Source organism: Empedobacter sp. 225-1 (assembly GCF_030328185.1).
Taxonomy (GTDB): domain Bacteria; phylum Bacteroidota; class Bacteroidia; order Flavobacteriales; family Weeksellaceae; genus Empedobacter; species Empedobacter stercoris.
On sequence record NZ_JACALO010000009.1, the window covers coordinates 47,274 to 65,856 of the forward strand.

At 30.8% G+C, this 18,583-nt stretch carries 22 protein-coding genes and 1 pseudogene; 3 read left to right on the top strand and 20 right to left on the bottom strand.

What is annotated here, in order from left to right:
- Positions 1-5: 5 nt before the first annotated feature.
- The 5 genes from HX088_RS04205 to HX088_RS04225 form a co-directional block, all read right to left on the bottom strand.
- Entirely contained in the window at positions 6-1,913 is a 1,908-nt protein-coding gene (locus HX088_RS04205) for a DUF262 domain-containing protein (protein WP_286483525.1), read from the bottom strand.
- A gap of 93 nt (positions 1,914-2,006) precedes the next feature.
- Positions 2,007-2,336, bottom strand: a complete 330-nt coding sequence (locus HX088_RS04210; protein ID WP_286483526.1) for a GIY-YIG nuclease family protein — start codon at positions 2,334-2,336, stop codon at positions 2,007-2,009.
- Between the two features lie 192 nt (positions 2,337-2,528).
- On the bottom strand, positions 2,529-3,785 hold the full coding sequence (locus HX088_RS04215) for a restriction endonuclease subunit S (RefSeq protein WP_286483527.1): 1,257 nt from the start codon (positions 3,783-3,785) through the stop codon (positions 2,529-2,531).
- Positions 3,782-5,380: a type I restriction-modification system subunit M gene (locus HX088_RS04220; protein WP_286483528.1), complete on the bottom strand. Its 1,599-nt coding sequence runs from the start codon at positions 5,378-5,380 to the stop codon at positions 3,782-3,784. The genes HX088_RS04215 and HX088_RS04220 overlap by 4 nt, the downstream gene beginning before the upstream one ends.
- A 104-nt stretch (positions 5,381-5,484) precedes the next feature.
- A complete protein-coding gene (locus HX088_RS04225; protein WP_225541534.1) occupies positions 5,485-5,694 on the bottom strand; it encodes a hypothetical protein in 210 nt (69 codons plus the stop codon).
- A 149-nt stretch (positions 5,695-5,843) separates the two neighbouring features.
- On the opposite strand from HX088_RS04225, the gene HX088_RS04230 reads away from it, so the two are divergent.
- Positions 5,844-6,263 (top strand): hypothetical protein, encoded by a 420-nt coding sequence (locus HX088_RS04230; RefSeq protein ID WP_225541533.1) that lies wholly within the window; start codon positions 5,844-5,846, stop codon positions 6,261-6,263.
- Here the strand turns inward: HX088_RS04230 and ytxJ are convergent.
- The 4 genes from ytxJ to HX088_RS04250 all read right to left on the bottom strand — a co-directional run bounded on the left by ytxJ (position 6,252) and on the right by HX088_RS04250 (position 8,210).
- A complete protein-coding gene (gene ytxJ / locus HX088_RS04235) occupies positions 6,252-6,578 on the bottom strand; it encodes a bacillithiol system redox-active protein YtxJ (RefSeq protein ID WP_225541532.1) in 327 nt (108 codons plus the stop codon). The genes HX088_RS04230 and ytxJ overlap by 12 nt on opposite strands.
- Positions 6,579-6,695: 117 nt before the next feature.
- A complete protein-coding gene (locus HX088_RS04240; RefSeq protein ID WP_286483529.1) occupies positions 6,696-7,682 on the bottom strand; it encodes a type II toxin-antitoxin system HipA family toxin in 987 nt (328 codons plus the stop codon).
- 1 nt (position 7,683) lies between these two features.
- Complete coding sequence (locus HX088_RS04245) at positions 7,684-8,004, bottom strand: HipA N-terminal domain-containing protein (RefSeq protein WP_038330354.1); 321 nt, start codon at positions 8,002-8,004, stop codon at positions 7,684-7,686.
- Positions 8,001-8,210 carry a helix-turn-helix transcriptional regulator gene (locus tag HX088_RS04250; protein WP_286483530.1) on the bottom strand — a complete coding sequence of 70 codons (210 nt, stop codon included), beginning with the start codon at positions 8,208-8,210 and terminating at the stop codon, positions 8,001-8,003. Before HX088_RS04250 ends, HX088_RS04245 begins: the two co-directional genes overlap by 4 nt.
- 561 nt (positions 8,211-8,771) lie before the next feature.
- Here HX088_RS04250 and HX088_RS13905 point away from each other — a divergent pair.
- Together HX088_RS13905 and HX088_RS04255 are read left to right on the top strand one after the other, a co-directional pair.
- A complete protein-coding gene (locus tag HX088_RS13905; RefSeq protein WP_353619281.1) occupies positions 8,772-8,885 on the top strand; it encodes a DUF6088 family protein in 114 nt (37 codons plus the stop codon).
- Between the two features lie 144 nt (positions 8,886-9,029).
- Positions 9,030-9,821 (top strand): Fic family protein, encoded by a 792-nt coding sequence (locus HX088_RS04255; RefSeq protein WP_286483531.1) that lies wholly within the window; start codon positions 9,030-9,032, stop codon positions 9,819-9,821.
- A 204-nt stretch (positions 9,822-10,025) separates the two neighbouring features.
- On the opposite strand, the pseudogene HX088_RS13975 reads toward HX088_RS04255, so the two are convergent.
- The 11 genes and pseudogenes from HX088_RS13975 to uraH all read right to left on the bottom strand — a co-directional run.
- A pseudogene (locus tag HX088_RS13975) lies at positions 10,026-10,265 on the bottom strand (IS1/IS1595 family N-terminal zinc-binding domain-containing protein); the annotation flags it as partial.
- Between the two features lie 405 nt (positions 10,266-10,670).
- Positions 10,671-11,699 carry a ferrochelatase gene (hemH, locus tag HX088_RS04260; RefSeq protein WP_225539244.1) on the bottom strand — a complete coding sequence of 343 codons (1,029 nt, stop codon included), beginning with the start codon at positions 11,697-11,699 and terminating at the stop codon, positions 10,671-10,673.
- A gap of 234 nt (positions 11,700-11,933) precedes the next feature.
- Entirely contained in the window at positions 11,934-13,232 is a 1,299-nt protein-coding gene (locus tag HX088_RS04265) for a cryptochrome/photolyase family protein (protein ID WP_286483532.1), read from the bottom strand.
- Complete coding sequence (locus HX088_RS04270) at positions 13,222-13,785, bottom strand: lipocalin family protein (RefSeq protein ID WP_286483533.1); 564 nt, start codon at positions 13,783-13,785, stop codon at positions 13,222-13,224. Before HX088_RS04270 ends, HX088_RS04265 begins: the two co-directional genes overlap by 11 nt.
- Positions 13,769-14,470: a lycopene cyclase domain-containing protein gene (locus HX088_RS04275; protein ID WP_286483534.1), complete on the bottom strand. Its 702-nt coding sequence runs from the start codon at positions 14,468-14,470 to the stop codon at positions 13,769-13,771. The genes HX088_RS04270 and HX088_RS04275 overlap by 17 nt, the downstream gene beginning before the upstream one ends.
- Entirely contained in the window at positions 14,467-14,925 is a 459-nt protein-coding gene (locus tag HX088_RS04280; RefSeq protein ID WP_225539248.1) for a sterol desaturase family protein, read from the bottom strand. Before HX088_RS04280 ends, HX088_RS04275 begins: the two co-directional genes overlap by 4 nt.
- Before the next feature lie 4 nt (positions 14,926-14,929).
- Positions 14,930-15,388 carry an SRPBCC family protein gene (locus HX088_RS04285; protein ID WP_225539249.1) on the bottom strand — a complete coding sequence of 153 codons (459 nt, stop codon included), beginning with the start codon at positions 15,386-15,388 and terminating at the stop codon, positions 14,930-14,932.
- A 3-nt stretch (positions 15,389-15,391) separates the two neighbouring features.
- Positions 15,392-15,850, bottom strand: a complete 459-nt coding sequence (locus HX088_RS04290) for a hypothetical protein (protein ID WP_286483535.1) — start codon at positions 15,848-15,850, stop codon at positions 15,392-15,394.
- Positions 15,847-16,683 (bottom strand): phytoene/squalene synthase family protein, encoded by an 837-nt coding sequence (locus tag HX088_RS04295; RefSeq protein WP_286483536.1) that lies wholly within the window; start codon positions 16,681-16,683, stop codon positions 15,847-15,849. The genes HX088_RS04290 and HX088_RS04295 overlap by 4 nt, the downstream gene beginning before the upstream one ends.
- A 6-nt stretch (positions 16,684-16,689) precedes the next feature.
- The gene (crtID, locus tag HX088_RS04300) at positions 16,690-18,162 is read right to left on the bottom strand and encodes a bifunctional phytoene desaturase/3,4-desaturase (protein ID WP_286483537.1); all 1,473 of its coding nucleotides are present in this window, start codon (positions 18,160-18,162) and stop codon (positions 16,690-16,692) included.
- 9 nt (positions 18,163-18,171) lie between these two features.
- Positions 18,172-18,576 carry a hydroxyisourate hydrolase gene (uraH, locus tag HX088_RS04305; RefSeq protein WP_286483538.1) on the bottom strand — a complete coding sequence of 135 codons (405 nt, stop codon included), beginning with the start codon at positions 18,574-18,576 and terminating at the stop codon, positions 18,172-18,174.
- Positions 18,577-18,583 lie beyond the last annotated feature (7 nt).

Below are 18,583 nucleotides of genomic sequence, written 5' to 3' on the forward strand. Positions count from 1 at the left end.
CTAGATTAATGAACAAATGATTTATAAACTCTTTCTATAGCTAAAAAATAATCTTTCCGATCTTCATCAGACCAAAACAATAAATTTTTAGGAATAGCTGTATAATACTTTCCAAAAGCTCTTTCTGTACAGATAGGAATATATCTTTGTAAAACATTTGATTTAAGCAAATCTCGTTTTATATCAAAAAAAGAATTGTTTAACTTACTATTGGTATCCTTATCAACTAAGGCTAAATTATAGAGAGTGTGAACCTCACTTTCTTTAAAATCTGTAATGGTATTATAGAAATCTACAATTTGACTATAGAGATGAGTGAATTTATCTTTATCATACGCTTTACCTAGATTTTCCAAATCATTCAAAAATGAATCAATTTTAGGCAGTTCAGTCGGATCAATAGACATACTATTTTTCAACATATTTAATGATTGTATATGACTATCCATCCACTCTATCGCTCTTGAATCATCCGTATTAATTTCCTCTGGATTCTGAGGATGTATATGCTCAATACTTGTTATCTTTTCTTTCTTATAAAGGTGAAATGGGAAACGAGCGTTTTCTTTTTTATAGTGAATAATAGCCTCAATATTAAATAGTAACAATATATTGATTATCTCATTATTGTCTGAGCCATAAGCTAATTGGTTTAATGTTTTAACAACGTCTGTTTCTTTATCTTTCTTCGAAATTCTAATCTTATTACCAATTTTCTTCTTCAAATTCTGTAAGAAAACATCCTTATCATCCGTGCTCTGCATCAGTTCTAAAACTAACTTTTGCTTATTACGCTCAGTTGCAAATAAATAACCAACGTAATGATATAGCGTATGATCATTATACCAATTGTGAATAGTGGTGAATATATTTTTAACCTTTTGCCAAATCGTATTTACAGCAAAAAGTGCATCTTCATTTGGATGATTTAGACGTAACGTAGAAAGAAATTTATCAAATACAATAAATTCAAAATGCTTTGGTTTAACACGCTCTCCATTTTCTAAGACATAGGATACCAATTTTTCATTTCCATATTCATTCCACTCATCGGCTAACAAACTAAATATATAATCAATACGTGATGAAGGAATAGGTCCGGCATCATTTATAAACAGCCACAGTTTATCGTCTTGTAAATGAGCTTCTATAATATCCCATTCATTTGCAATTTCAAACAGTCGTTGTTTAACATATTTGATATCTGCTCCTTTGTATAAGTCAGACTGTAATAAAAGAGCTTTGATAAGTTCTGCATCAGTTAAGGCTATCTTGCCTTCATTCAATCTCGTAAATAATTCAATGGAAGACTTTTCTGAATTATTAATTGCTAGTTCATCAATAGCTTCGTACCAAATTACCGATACATTATATTCTTCTTTTAATAAAGTATTTAATATTTCATAATTTGAACCATTTTCATCAAACCAATTACTTATGATAGCATAAGCATTTGAAATATGAAAATAATCTACATTATCTTCATTGATACCATTTTTGAACAACTTTCGTTCAAAAAAATCTTCAGAATCTTCTCTGGTTTCAAAAAACAAACTATATACTTTCTCTTTATTAACTATGTGCTTAAACGTAACACTTTTACGTAGCGGTTCTAGATAATTTAAAATCAGAAATAACGTTGTTAATCTTTGTTGTCCATCAATAACTTCCCAACATTTAATTGTTTCATTATCTTTTAACCATTCCTTTTCTTTGACAACAACAGGTTGCAAGCAATAAAATTTACTTACCTTGTTCTCTCTATCAGAGATTAATTCACAATACTCTCTAAGGTCATTTAATAACTCAGTGATTTCTTGCTTTCCCCAACGATACCCACGTTGATATCTTGGTATGTAGAAATTCTCATCTAAAAGCTTGTAAATAGGTTTAATACAAAGATTAGCACTCATATTTTTTTAGTATTTTCATAATTAATAGTCGTTTTCTGGTTTTAAATTAGTTTAAATTCTAGTGGCTTCGGCAATTTCGGCCCTTCGAGAACCTCAGGGTCCGAAAAGGTGGCTGAGGCTCTCGAAGCCACCGTCTTTCTTATCTCTGTATGCAATTGCCAACTTAGGCAATAACTCAGGAGAGCCATTTATCAACGCCTCTTTCTTCTTCCTGCTCCAACCTTGCACTTGTTTTTCTCTATAAAAGGCTTCATCAATGCGACTGTATTCTTCATAATAGACCAATTTCACGGGCAATCGTTTCTTGGTATGATTAGCTCCTTCACCAGCTTGATGCTGTGCTAACCGCAATTCCAAATCAACGGTACTTCCTGTGTAATAACTATCATCCGAACAAAGTAATATGTACATATATCCTTTCATAGTTTGTAATTTAAATCGGCCCTTCAAGGTCATTTCGAGAACCTCAATGACCTCTCCACTCCCGGTGGCTGAGGCCCTCGAAGCCACAATTTATAATTCCATTTCTAGGACCCTTCGAGCCCTTCGAGAACCTCAGGGCCCGTAGGGTCCAAATGGTGACTGAAGTTCTTTCGGTGACTGAGGCTCTCGAAGTCACACCTCAATCATCCCCATCATCAACCTTGGTAACAAAATATCCCGCGCCTCACGTAAACGTTGGTTTTGATTGGTTAGATTTAATATTTGTTGGTCTATTTTTGAAGCAAAATCATTAAACTTAATTGCTAATTCTTCATTATAAATTAATTCTATTCTTTCAACATCTGTTTTAGTTACAGATGCGAATATGGCTCCGCCACCAATTAAATTATCTTCAAAAAATATTTTACGTAATTGGTAAAAAATGAAGCTATTCAATTCCTTTTTATGGTTGATTGCAGCTAATCCACGACCTAAAATAATTTCTTCAGCAGCTACATTTAATCTTCCAACAGGAGCTCTAACACTAAATAAAATTGAATTTGGTTTAGCTTTTTTATTACCTGCCGTACTCCAAGATGTGTTAATTGGAAATCTAAATCCATAATCTTTTACACCTTGATGAAATGGTAATCCTAATTTTTCATCATTATAAAATTCAGATTTTGGACTTTGACCCATCACTAAATCACAACAGTCTTTTAACTTCACCTTCTCCCAATCCTTCGGCAGGCTCAGGGCATCGCCCTCTGGCAGACTTCGACTACGCTCAGTCTCCGAAGTTTCCTCATTCACGGATGCTGAGGCACTCGAAGCATCGTGTCCAGGAAAACGCATACGCACAAACCACTCTTCGTAGGTTTGCTGTGCCATTTCTTCCAAAATTTTGATGCGCTTGAGGTTGTTCTCAATCAAATCATCATAACCCGATAAGATCGAAGCGATTCTCTTTTGGGTTTCGAGTGGGGGAAGATTAATTTTAATATTGACTAATGTGCTAATTGGTAATTGAGGTACCGCAGCACCAAAAGCAAATGTTCTAGTTCTTTCTCTAAAAATATCTGACTTTAAAAATTGATAGAGATAATCTGTATTGATATCTAAAGATTCATTTCTAATAATTAACATTCCAGAATTTATACGTACATTTTTAAAAGGAATTTTGTTATTATATATACAAACATTGCCAATAGTACCTCTGGTTGTAATTATTATATCATTATCTTCTAATTTACCCTTTCTTAATAGATTATCCTTTTCTTCAGTTATAAAAACTAAATCATTTAATTGAAATCCATCTGATGTAATATTTTTAGCTGATAAAAACAAGCAGTAACCTTTTTCTAATAAATCTTCTTGTTTTGGATAATTTTTACCTCGATCACCATCTATAAATTTAATATCCAAACTACCTAGCTTAACCTCTCTCATAATTTCACCGCTTGAATTTGGTTCATCAATTGGTTGGCTTCTTTGTTCAAGCTTGCTAATTCACTGTGGAGTTCTTGCATACGGCTTTTGTAATCAAAATCCATATCAATGTCAATATTCACGCCTACATAACGTCCTGGCGTCAAGCTATAATCTTGTTCGGCTACTTCGTCTAAAGTCACAATCTTGCACAAACCTTCGATATCGCGATAAGTTCCATCAGGGAAATGCTCGTTGAACCAAGTATTATCCGCAGCTACTTCGGGCGTTTCGCCTCTGTAAAGTGCCATCATCGCTGTTAAACCTTCTAATTGATCCTCCGAGAAATCGTTGATCGTCGTGGCTACCTTACGGTACACATTACGCGCATCAATCATTAAGATTTTATTCTTGTTTTCTGCGCGTTTACCTTTATCAAAAAACCAAACATGACAAGGTAACGAACGCGTATAGAAGAAATTGTTTCCGATAGAAACAATACAATCTACATTACCCGTTTTTACTAATTCTTCACGAATACGTTTTTCGGCATTTCCGGCATCGGTCGCCGAAGACGCCATCACAAATCCGGCACGTCCTGTATCATTCAGGTAACTCATAAAGTACTGAATCCACAAGTAATTTCCATTCCCAATGGTTCCTTTTCCTGTTAAAGGCGCACCAAAAGGCAAACGTTTATCTTCTGCCAAAAACTTGTTTTTCGCATCGACTTTATCCACGTTAAACGGAGGGTTAGCCATCACGAAATCACACTTTTCGTACAACTCATGTGGATCGGAATAAAAGGAATTGTTGTTGGCAATTTTCCCTTCAATGCCGTGAATCGCTAAGTTCATCTTCGCCAATTTGGTAGTTCCTGTTTTGTATTCGGTACCGTACACCGTAATGGCTTCGTTTACTTTTTTATTGAGATGATCTTTGATAAAATGCGCTGTTTGCACAAACATACCGCCCGACCCACAAGCGGGATCGTGGATAATACCATGATTGGGTTGAATGAAATTGACAATCAACTGTACCAAAGACGGTGGCGTAAAGAACTCGCCTCCCTCTTGTGCACCTGCTCCCATCATCGAGAGTTTCATCAAGAAGTATTCGTACACACGACCAAAAACGTCCCCTGTAGCATTGCGTACCGAATCGCTATTGAAAATACGAATCAGATTCGCCAACAAGTTGCTATCCGTATCATCTTCAGGTGTTAAATCGTGGAAGTTTTTCGGAAGAATACCTGCTAAATCTTCATATTCCGCTTCAATCAATTTCATGGCTGTATTTACCGCCTCCGCCAAATCTTCAGCTTCTGGTAAAGACGCTAAATAACTGTATTGTGCTTTTTCGGGCAAATACATCGCACCCATTGCTGCGTAATCATCTTTGGTTGCTTCGCGGCGTTGTTTGGTACGTGGATTGATCGGAAGTGTTTCTGCTAATTGTGCTTTGGCTTCTATGAATTTATTTTCAGCAAATCGTAATAAAATCAAACCCAATAAAGGGTCTTTGTATTCAGCTGCAGTCAGTTTCGAATTTGCACGCAATTCGTCTGCCGCTTCCCATAATTCTATTTCGAGTTGTTTGATATTTTGTTGTGTCATTTTTAAAAAAAATTGCTGTAAATTACTAATAAAGTACCAATAAACATCTAACAAATCTCATAAAAATAGAAACCTCATAAGATTTATTGATTTTTTTTAAAAATCTACTCCTTCGGAATCTCCACGAACACAGCACCAATATATTCTTCTTTATACCCTTTTACTGTCATCATGTGTATAAATGGAAGTAAATCCAACTCAATTGAACTTCCATTAAAAGTTTCTTCTTTCAAATCTAAATTACCATTATAACTCAGGGTTTCTTTCACTTTTTTTAATTGTTCATCAGACAATTCAATTGTAATTATAGGCATATTTTCTTGTTTTTAATTTATATTACAAAGGTCATAAACCATCCCGCCAAAACATGTCTTTTAGATATTTTTATAATTATTTTTTAGACTATCGTAATCTGATAGTTGTGTAGTCATAGGTTTGCTTCATAATTTTAAAATAGAAGATTATGAAATTAAAAGTTCATTATGAAGTCGAAACACTATTCGATCAAGAAACAAAAGAAGTAACAATTAATTCATTTTATAATGATGATCCGATTGTTGCTCGCGAAGAAGCTTTTTCGTTTTTAAGAAATTATATCAATGTTCTGAAAGAAGAAAATCAAGTAGAAGTTGAAACTAAATATTCGGGACCACGAAATCATGCCCAATTTAGATTTGATAGTCGTACCAAAAATTTCGATGATAATTTGAGTACATATTTTGTAAGTCATTTAGTGTTTAAAGACTCAAAGTTAAATAAGGGGTTAAAGATATATGTTGTCGTAGATGAAACTTTTTATACAGGTGAAGATTTTATTGATGAACACGAACGTAATTTAGTTTTCCTGTTAGGAAATCAAACCGAAGATTCTTTAATCGAATAAATCTAATTGTTTCTGAATTTCTTCATTTTTTATTTTACGATGTGATGCATTGTACACACATTTTCCATCTTTTATAATTAGGATTTGCGGTGATTCATGCTGAACATTGTATCGTCGTTCAATCTCATTAGAGAGTGTTCTATACGTTAATAAATCTAAATAATTCAGTTCAAAATCGCTTTCTTTTACAATATCCCAAATTATATCACATAACCCACAAGTTGTACTGTGTTTATAAATAATTTTTGGTTGATTAAAAGATGCTTGATCAATTTGATCTAAGTGATCTAAAGTTGTAATATCTATTTTTTTCATTTTTATTTCTATTATTTCGCTTCTAAAATTACGTTGAAAAGAAGGAATAACCTATTCTATTTTCCTTAATAGGATAAATTATAAAAAGTTTGTAAAGAAATCTCCTTGTTCATTTTTTTACTTTACAATTATTTTCAGTTTCTTCAATCGAAGCTGATAACTTTGCAAATAATTTCGTTTTAGCTTTTCTGATAAGTAAGATTTACCAATTAAATCTACCACTTGATCTTCTTTCGAAGTTAGATTTTGAATGACTTTTATGATCGATTTTTCTGTCATTTCTGCTTTTTCTCCCAATACAATGAATTGATCAATAACTTTTCCTTTTGAATTGGATTTTGGTAATAATCCATCTTTTAAAGCAAAATCAGCATCCTCGATATGAATTTTAGTATTTAGTAAATCATATGCTGGACTTAATTTAAAATCTCCTTGCTGAGTTTCTATTAAAGAAAAATTCTTTAAATGAGCATCTCCATTTGAAAACAGATAATTGAAAAGGATTAAAGTAAATAACTTTGGAGTTTCTACTTTCCAAGCTGGAACATATTTTTTTAATGCATCAAACAATTCTAAGTAATTACCTTCGTATTTATATTGTTCTCCATCTGTCGCAGGTGATTTCCCTAATAAAGAAGCGAAATCCTCTACTGCTAATTTATCTCCAATTTCATTGTAATCAAATCGTTTAGTAAGATATGCTGGACTTCCATCTTTAAAAAATACCAATGCATTATCAGCCGTTTCAATTTTAAAAATTTGTTTGGCAATTTGCATCGTCAAATGTTCGTTAGCTGGTGCAAATTCACTGTTTTTAGGTAAATCAGAAATCGGTTTCATTATATATTGACCGCTTTCCTTTTCATTCGTTAATCGTAATTCATTTCCATCAAGAATTAAAGAATATTTCTCTTGAAATCCCGAAATAGAAATATGTGTTTGATTTTGGTTAAAACTACTTTTATCCTTACGATCAGTTGGCGAAGTATAATTTAAAAATGGACTTACCTTTTTACCATTAAACATTTTCTTTAGAACAACAGGACTGTACGCATTAAAATTTTCTTTTAAAGAACCGGGACAATTAATTAATTCTAATTTCATTTTACACTCTTTCTATTGTTACTGCACCAATTGTATCTATTTTAGATGCTTTCAATAATATTCCAAAAGCATCATCTTCATCAATCTTATATGTTTTACAAATCATACGTTTATTTACCCCTTCTGGTAATAAATGATAGAAAAAAGGAAACAAAGTTTCAGAATCAAACTCTTTTTGATTTTTAGGCAACGTTAAACTTATAGAAGGCTTAGAATCATCATTTAACCAATCTTCATTATAGATAAAATGAAAGCGACCATTATCCAATTGCGTTAGAACTCCTGCCCTTTCTCCTTTATATAAAATTTGAGCAATTCTCATGATTCAATTGTTTTAACCTCTAATTTAATTTCTAATCCTAAGGCATCACACAACTTTTGAAGCGTTTCTAAAGTTGGATTACCTTTACCACTTTCAAATTGTTTTAACGTTCGTAAACCTACACCTGAAATCTCCGCTAATGTTTCTTGTGATATCGCTAAAACTTTACGACGTTCTTTTATCTGTTCGATTATTAATAGTGTCATATATTGCACTTTTATTGTAAATTTAGATATAAATCTTATATTAAACAAGAAAAGTGCAATGAATTGCACTTTCTAAAGAGTGTTGCTCGTTTTTAGTCTAAAAGCATATAAATAGTGCAATATATTGCACTTAATAAATCTTAATTTGAAAAACAGAACTAAATAATGGGGAGGTTAGATGGATTTGAAAAAGCTAACCCAAGCTATATTTGTAAACTTATAAACTTTAAATACAGTGCATTTTTAAAGAAATAGGTCAAAAAAACGTGAATGATGAATTCTTAAATCTAATACATTCTACTATGCTACAATTAAATAATGTAGTCATTCAAAAAACAATTAAAGTACACTCCTAGGTTTACAAGATGATATTTTCAAACTAACAGTAGATGAATGATGAATTTGGGCGAAAGTTACAAGATATAGAATTACTATAATTATATATAATGTCACAAATTTAGTAAAAATTTGTTACAAATATTACAGTATAAATATGACATAAACATCTAAAAATCAAATAGAAACAAATATTTAAAAATCTCCTTTTGGCGAAATATTTTTTTGGATGACTTTAATGATTATGGTTCTTCTGATAATGTTCTTAAAGTATTATTGCGCTTAGAACTAAAAATAAACGGAAAACGTTTAGCTCAAGGTATTTATCTTGAGTTCTAATAAAAATTCTTTTGACATTGCACAATTCTATTATATCTTTGCTTAGCGCTTCATCCTCTATCTAGAATGAGGAATTGTTTTTAGAATACATATTCCACAATCCTTTTAATTTTTTATAAAAAGTCAAGATAAGCTCAATTAAAAATGGAATCCTTAATAAAAAAATATAAAGAACTTGGAATAGATAGAACAATCGATCATGATAAGTTTTATCTAATTTCTGTTGTTTATCATTCAACAGTATTGGAGGGATCAACTTTAACTGAAATTGAAGCATCTGTTTTGATTAATGATGGATTAACTCCTAAAGGAAAACCTTTAGAACATTCTTTAATGGTAACGGATCATTATAAAGCTTTAATTTACATACTTGAACAAGCTAATAATAAGAGACCTATTTCTATAGATTTAATTAAAAATATTGGAGCATTTGTTTTAAAAAATACTAGATCAGTCTATGAGACCATGCTTGGAACTGTTGATGCTAGTAAAGGAGAATTTAGAAAAGGAAATGTAATGGCTGGAAATACTTATTTTCCTAATTATGATAAAGTCGAAAGGTTGATGAATGATTTGGTCATTAATATTCAAAATAAAATGAGTACAATTCAAACCATAGAAGATCAATTAAATTTATCTTTTGACGCTCATTTTAATATGGTGTCAATTCATCCTTTTTATGATGGAAATGGAAGAAGCTCGAGATTATTAATGAATTACATTCAACAATATTACAACCTCCCTCTAGCAATCGTTAATTCAGAATCTAAAGTAGATTATATCGAGGCTTTAATTGAAACTAGAGAAAAAGATGACATATCTATTTTCAGAGATTTTATGAAAAAAGAATACTCTTCTCAACTGAATGAAGAAATTGAAAAATTTGAAAAAGTAATTAAACCAAATAAGGGAATTGATTTTAAATTTTTATTTTAATTTATTTACTTCATACAAATATTAAAGACGAAAAGGTTATTCAAAAGCAATTGAAATATGCACCTGTTTGGATTCAAAAACAAATTATTAATATCATTAAAGAGCAAAACAAATCAAGAATTATTTAACCAATAATATTAAATTGTAATAAATAAGATTGATTCTTTTATCGGATATTACTAATATTTCGTTAAAATATGAATACTTTTTGTACACCATGGTTGTTGAGATTTTTAAATAACGAGTTGTACTTCTTATACCCAAACCTTCTTTTGTCAGCTGAACAATATTGTAATTTATTGTTGTGAGATAAGCATTGTAACTATAAATTTCAACTCTTGTTTTTTGACAATTTTTACATTTATAACGTTGGTTTCCATTGCTCGTTTTACCATATTTTATTAATTTATCCCGATGTCGCGGATTTGCAATCCGTGACTTTATCTATACAATTCTACTGTTGTTATGGTTATAAAATATACACTGCTACTATCGGTTGCTTTGTATTTTGTTGACATACTACGCCCGATGTCGCGGATTTGCAATCCGTGACTTTATCTATACAATTCTACTGTTGTTATGGTTACAAAATATACACTGCTACTATCGGTTGCTTTGTATTTTGTTGACATGATACTATTTTATTTCAATGAACTTATTTTCTATTTTTTTATAGCACGGATACCAAGTATAAAGAGAGGAAATTCTACAACTGTAATCGTAGCTTTTTTTTGGGGAAGATTACAGGACGTACCCACAATAATAACCCTACATTATAGAATCACTTATAACAATTAAAAGTCTATGTAGAATATTTGAATTTAATCTATAATTGTTAAATGTTTAAGATTATAATAAATAAAAATCATCTATTTTTTCTTCACATAAAGATTTGATTACATGTATCCATGAATCATTATCATTTAGACATGAAATATACTCATAAGCTTCTCCCCCATTATCAATAAATATTTCTTTTCCTTCCATTGCTATTTCCTCTAGAGTTTCCAAACAATCAGATACAAATGCAGGGCAAACAACTGCCAATTTTTTTATTCCTTTTGATGGTAAAACTTTTAAAGTAGAATCTGTATATGGCTCAATCCATTTATCTTTTCCTAGTCTAGATTGAAATGAAACAATTGTTTTTTCGCGAGATAAATTTAATTTTTCTATAACTTTTTTTGTTGTCTCAAAACATTGATGACGATAACAGAATTGATGACTTGGATTAAATTCTCTATCACAACAGTCACTTAAATTACAAGTCCTTGTAGGATCTGTTTTATAAATATGTCTTTCTGGGATACCGTGGTAAGAAAATAACAGCCCATCAAAATCATTCGAAAACTTGTCTTTTATACTTTCAACAAGACAATCTATATATATATCTTTATTATAAAATGGTTCCACATAATTTATTTTAATAGATGGAAATTTCTCTTTTCTTACTTTTTCTGTTTTTACAACTACAGATTCTGTTGTACTCATAGCATATTGAGGATACAATGGAAATAATACAATTTTATCTACACCTTTCTCAACTAGTTTAGAAATTCCATTTTCTATACTAGGCTCAGCATATCTCATTCCTATTTCAACAGGAATATCAATAATATTTTGTAATTTATTTTTTATTTTTTCAGTAATGACTATTAAAGGAGACCCCGCATCTGTCCAAATTTTCTTATATGCTTCTGCTGACTTTGAAGGTCTTGTGTTTAATATAATTCCTTTTACTAAAAGTGTTCTTAAAATCCAATTATAGTCAATAACTCTTTCATCCATTAAAAACTCTCCAAGATACTCTTTTACGTCATTTACGGATGTAGATTTAGGTGATCCTAAATTAACTAATAATATTCCTTTTTTACTCAATTTATTTACTTTTATGGTTACTAATTTTTTTTTAATCTAAATCTTTGATAGAAAGTTTTTACAAACCTCACTTTTACTAAAGACAATAAGGTGCTTAATTGAATCCAGCTTGAAATTTCAGTATGGATGTAGATACCTTCTAGTGAAGTTTTGATATTAATTCTTCAGAAGCAGAAAATGTGGAAAAATATATTATAATCGTTTAATATTTTAAATCATTATTATTCTTTCATTTTAATCCTTCAATGCATCGTTAAAAATGCTTAAAACTCTGTTTCGAGCAAAATTATGAGCAACTATAGGAGAAGGATAATCATCAGTTTCAAATTCTGAGACCCACTTTTTGATGTAAAGATATTCTTTATCAAATTTTTCTGTCTGAAGTGTTGGATTAAAGACTCTGAAATAAGGAGCTGCATCACAACCTGATCCAGCGACCCATTGCCAATTTCCGTTGTTTGCAGACAAATCATAATCGTTTAGTTTTGAAGCAAAATAAGCCTCGCCCCACCGCCAATCGATGAGTAGATGTTTGCATAAAAAACTTGCAGTTATCATTCTTACTCTATTATGCATAAAACCAGTTTGATTAAGTTCTCTCATTCCTGCATCTACAATAGGATAACCTGTTTTTCCATCGCACCACAGCTTAAATTCTTGTTCATTATTTCTCCATTTTATTTCATTGTATTTAGCTTTAAAAGGTTGGTGAACAACATATGGAAAATGGTAGAGTATTTGCATAAAAAATTCTCTCCAAATTAATTCATTGAGCCATGTTTCATTTAGCTCTATCGCTAACGCAACACATTTTCGTACACTAATCGTTCCAAATCTAAGAGCTATACCTAATTGGGTCGTACATTGTAAAGCAGGATGATCCCTATATTTATGGTAATTTTGAATAATTTCCTTATCTAGCTTTGGCTGTTTGAATAAAATTGATGTTTTTAAAAAACCAATTTCTTTGAGTGAAAGAATCGTTTTGAATTCTGTTTTCAAAAATTTGCTGTAATCAGGGTTATAACATTTATAATCTTCTGTTTTCAAAATTTGTTTCCATTTTTTTGCATACGGCGTATATACTGTATAAGGAGAACTATCTTTCTTTAAAATATCTTTCTTGTCAAAAATTACCTGATCTTTAAATGCTTTAAACGAAATGTTAAATAACTTAAAATAATTGTAAATCGAAGTATCTCTTTTAATTGCCAAAGGTTCATAATCACGATTACAAAATATAGAATGAATAGCAAACTCAGTAGAAAGTTGCTGAAAAATTTTGAGAGGATCACCATAATATACATTGAGACTTGTCCCAAAAGATTTTAATTGATTATTAATCTTTTGAAGCGCTTGATGAATATAATCCACCCTCCTATCTTTCTTGTCATCCAGTTGTCGTAGAATATCTTCATCAAAAATAAAAATAGGTAACACAGGAATTCCAGATGAAAGAGCGTGGTACAGCCCAACATTATCTTCTAAACGAAGATCTCTTCGAAACCAAAAAATGGAAATTTTATTTTTCATTTAAAAATGGATTATCATTTCGATTATGTTCTACCCAAATCAAATTGGATATATCATAACCAATTTCTGAAGCTAATGCAAGAAAGTTTGTTTTAATATTATCTGGAATATCTTTCGTCCGAGACAAAATCCATAAGTAATTTAGATTTTTACCTATAACCAATGCATATTGATAGTTTTCATCCAAAGCAATTACGTTATATCCAGCATAGAAAGGTCCAAAGAAGCTTACTTTTAGCTTTCCTATTTGCTTACCGTCTCTAAATTTTGCTTTACCTATAGCTTGCTTCCATACTTGTTTATCCTTATTAAATCCGCTATTTGAAACCACCAGATTTCCTTTTTTATCAAAAGTGTAGTTAGCGGAGACATTATCCAAGTTTTTCTCGAAACGAAAATCTAAACGAGCGATTTCAAACCAAGTACCTAAATATCGATCAACTTCAAAATTTTGAACAGCTTCTGCCTTTTTAGGAATCGAGGAACATGAATTTGAAAGTATCAGTAAGCCTATACATACTACAATTAATAGTGTTTTATTTTTTATTTTCATGTGATTTTGATTTAAATTGTTTAAAAAAATAAAGAACTAAAAGAAATTGAGTATATCCGTACACAGCATCTTCTACAGGTATAGTTCCCATTCTGATTCCCAAAAAATCATCAGGATTATAATTGACAATTGGCATTTCTAATCCCGTTCCTGTTAGAACTCCATTTACAGGAAAAAAACCAAGCATAAGAATAGTAAAAACATATGACGCTTTACCCAACCAATCGACACGACGAACAAAATGTAAATACAGTAAAACAACCAATGTTATAACAGCTGTTAACAATGTGTAAATTCTATCATAATAAAGTAAAGCGATGATTGAACAAACAATTACACTAAAAAAAACAATAAGGTTATTAAAACTCGAAAGCCAATCTAATTTAAAAAATTTATCAAAACAGAAATATGTAAATACACATGAAAACGGAATACAAATAAAAAATAACCACTCTTCTATGGGTAAGCCTCCTATTACAAAACCAAGTGTATAATCAGTATTAAACCACCATACACCCAAAGATGTAAACCAAATATCCCATGCTATAAATGGAATAGCTACTACACTTGCAGCTTTTATAAAAGAACCAAAATAACGGTTAAAAAGAATACGAGAGTCAAAGGATGATATGAAACAAATGATTATTGTAAAAAATAAAATCAAAATATAAGTATAAGACATCATTTTTGAGTAGAATTAAAATACATTTTAAAATATTTGAAAGGAACATAAAGAAATCCAAAACATTCACCATCTTCTTTAGTAAGGTGTTTATGATGTTGTTTATGAGCCCTTCGTAGCGCTAGAAAATAAGGATTTTTTACTCGACTAAAACATTTCAGTCGTTGATGAATAAAAACATCATGCACAAAAAAATACGCCATGCCATAAAGCATAATTCCTACCCCAACAAAAAATAAGTAATTATAACTATTGAGCGAACCAAAATACATCAAAGCAATAGTCGGAATCGCAAATATCACAAAAAAATAATCGTTTTTTTCAACTGATCCTTTATGGCTATGGTCATGATGATCTTTGTGGAGAAACCATAAAAATCCATGCATCACATATTTATGAATAAACCATGTAACAGGCTCCATAAGCACAAATACTAGCAACACCAAAAATAAATTCATACACCTACTTATTAAATAATTGCTTTAAGACTTGATGACGATAATCAAATATTTTATTCAATTTTTTTTTCACCAAAAGAGAATGAACAACATTTCCAAAAACTCCAAAAGGAAGCTCGTATTCTACTGTATCTTTCATTAAAATCCCCTTTTCATTGGGAATAAATTCATGAAAATGTTTCCAATATTTATATGGTCCTTTTTGTTGAAAATCTGTAAAGCTTTGCTGCAGATCTACTTGAATAATCTTTGTCTGCCATTTCAAAGGAATACCCAATAGTGGTGACACACTATAATTGATGAGCATACCTTCAAAAATTGGCTGATCCTGATCTTCTGACAAAACTGTAAAAGCCATATCTTTTGGTGTAATTTCCGAAAGATTCATTGGAGAAGAAAAAAATCGCCAAGCTGTATCAATATCACAATACAGCTGTTGTTCTCTATACAAACGGTACTTCATCACTTATTCGTTTAAAATTTTTTCAATATTTCTACGCAAATTTATAGACGATATTTTATGCCTGTTTTCCGATAAGATTTGCGTATCTTCTTCAACCTTTGAATAGTAGTTCAAAAATGAGGGTGTGTTTTTTTGTACTGATAATCTAATAAACCTCAATTCTAAATTTTCAGGTTCTATACGTATAGCCTCCTCTATATTCTTTTTACCTTTATTAAAAGTTTTAAGCTTATTTAATGGATTAGACACGTGCTTGGAATTAATTGTTTGAGCACCACCTAAATACCCCAAATAAATAGCAGATATATTTTTTATATGGTCCAATTCAACTATTACATTTGCACATAATTCTTTGTCATTAGATAACTTAGCATAATTAGCCCTTAGCTCTTCTAGAACTACCTCAGTGTGATTTATAAAACCTAAAAATCCCACCATGAGAAACCCTAAAATTTTAATCATAACCAAGCAGCTTTATATCTTATGTAACTTTTAAACGCAACAAAAACTTTTTCAGAATTAGCTATTCTAATTCTTCCATTTAAAATTTCTTTGGATGATTTTTTTTTGATCTTCTTAAACAAAGAAAGATAATATTTGTAAGCAAGATAAACACCAAAAATTGAAGAAGCTGGAAGTTTTTTAATCCCAATCAACGCTTCATCAAATTCTTCTTCTATTTCTTTTTCTATTGCGTATTTTATCTTATTATCAAAACCACTTATATCCACATTCGGAAAATAAGTTCTTCCCAAAATATGATAATCCTCTTTCAAATCTCGAAGAAAATTAATTTTCTGAAAAGCAGAGCCCAATTTCATCGCATAAGGTTTTAATTCTGCATACTTATCTTTATTACCATCTGTAAAAACCTGTAAACACATGAGTCCTACTACCTCAGCAGAACCTAAAATATAGGTTTTGTATAAGTCCGAGTCATATTCTATTTGTTGCAAGTCCATTTCCATACTACTCAAAAACTGATCGATAAGCTCTTTATCAATCTTATAATAATTTACAGTCTCTTGAAATGATTGTAAGATAGGGTTAAGCGATATCCTCTCATTTAATGCATGCAAAGTTTCTTTTCTCAATCTTTTTAAAAGTTTCTCTTTGTTATAATCATGAAAACTATCTACTATTTCATCTGCCAACCTAACATAACCATAAATCGCATAAATAGCCGATCGAATAGAAGGTTTTAAGGCAAGAATACCCAAAGAAAAACTTGTGCTATATTTTTGAGTTGTCATCTTACTCACCGAATAAGAAAGCTCATCAAATAATTGTTTCATACGGATTTAATTTTTTATTTTGTTGATCTCATTGGCCACTATTTTACCAGATATAATAGAGGGAGGAACTCCTGGTCCAGGAACAGTTAACTGACCAGTATAAAATAAATTCTTTAGCTTTTTATTTCTTATTTTAGGTTTTAGTACTGCTGTTTGATTAAGTGTATTAGCTAACCCATAAGCATTACCACCATAAGCATTATAATCGGACACAAAATCTCTAACACAATAACTTCTTTTAAAGTCGATTTTAGACTGCAAATCTTGAGTACCTGTATGCTTTTCTAATCGCAAGAGCATTTCCGTTAAATACTTCTGACGTACAAATTCACTGTCATTTATTCCTGTAGCAATCGGCATTAGTAAAAACAAATTTTCTTTACCATTAGGTGCTACTGAATGATCTGTTTTTGAGGAACAACAAGCATAGAACAAAGGTTTTTCAGGCCATCTTTTATCTTCGTATATACTATCTATATGCAGATCTAAGTCATGTTCAAAGAATAGTGTATGATGTTTTAAATGCGGAATGGTTTCGTTAAAACCTAGATAAAAAATAAGACAAGACGGTGCAAAAGTCCTTTCTCTCCAATAATCAGCGGTATAATTTCTGTACTCTTCGTTCAAAAGTGTTTCAGTATGATGATAATCAGAAGAAGCAATTACTTCATCAAATTCATGGATTTTACCATTTATAAGAAGCGAACTTACTTTTTGATTTTTTACATTTATTTTTTCAACATTCGAATTAAAATGAAAGTTCGCCCCTTGTTCTTCTGCTACTTTTTTCATTGCTAATACCAGTTGATAAAAACCTCCTTTGGGATAATAAGTACCTAGTACATAACCGCCATAATTCATCAAGCTATACAAGGCTGGAATCTTTTCAGGAGATGCACCCAAAAATATTACGGGGAACTCCATTAAAGCTCTCAATTTCTTATCTTTAAAATACCGTGCAACATAGGCTCTAAAATTAGATAGTAAATCTAATCTCAATGCACTTTTAGCAATTTTAAGAGAAATAAATTCACTCCAATTTACACAAGGTTTATGTACAAAATCCTTCATTCCTACTTCATATTTGAATTTGGCAGATTTCATAAATTTTTCTAATTGAAAGCCAGCACCTTTCTCTATTTTTTCGAAGGTTGCTTTTAGTGCTTCAAAATTTTCAGGTACATCTATTTTTTCATCGGAAAAAATCATCTCAAATTGAGGATTTAACGATATCAATTCAAAAAAAGAAGAAGTAGTATAACCAAAATCCTCAAAGAAATCTTGTATAACATCTGGCATCCAATACCAACTAGGTCCCATATCAAATACATAACCTTCTTCTGTTTTTAATTGTCTTGCTCTTCCGCCTGGCTGATTATGTTTCTCAAATACATGTACTTCATGTCCTTCTTTTGCTGTATAAGCAGCAGCTGATAAACCAGAAAATCCAGATCCAATAATGGCAATTCTTTTTTTCATATCTCGTTTTTAACTTCCTTTATATGTAGAATAACCATAAGGAGATACAGTCAATGGTACATGAAAATGATTATTCCCTTTAATACGAAAAACAATCTCGATAAAAGGATAAAATGTTTGCAATTTTTTTCTATCAAAATAAGATTCAATATGAAATACGAGTTTATAAACACCGTCATTATTCTGACCATAAGGTAAAAAATTCCCTATTCTACCATCTTTATCTGTAATTTGTGTACTTACCTTAGTCCACGAATTGTCCACATTCATTTTCTGTAATGTAACTGAAACAGATGGTGCAGGCTCTCCAGTAGAATTATCTAAAATATGACTGGACAATTGATATGTTTTCGTTTGTGAAAAACAGTACAAAGAACAACAGAAAATTAGAAAGAAAAATACACTCTTTTTCATAGTAGTT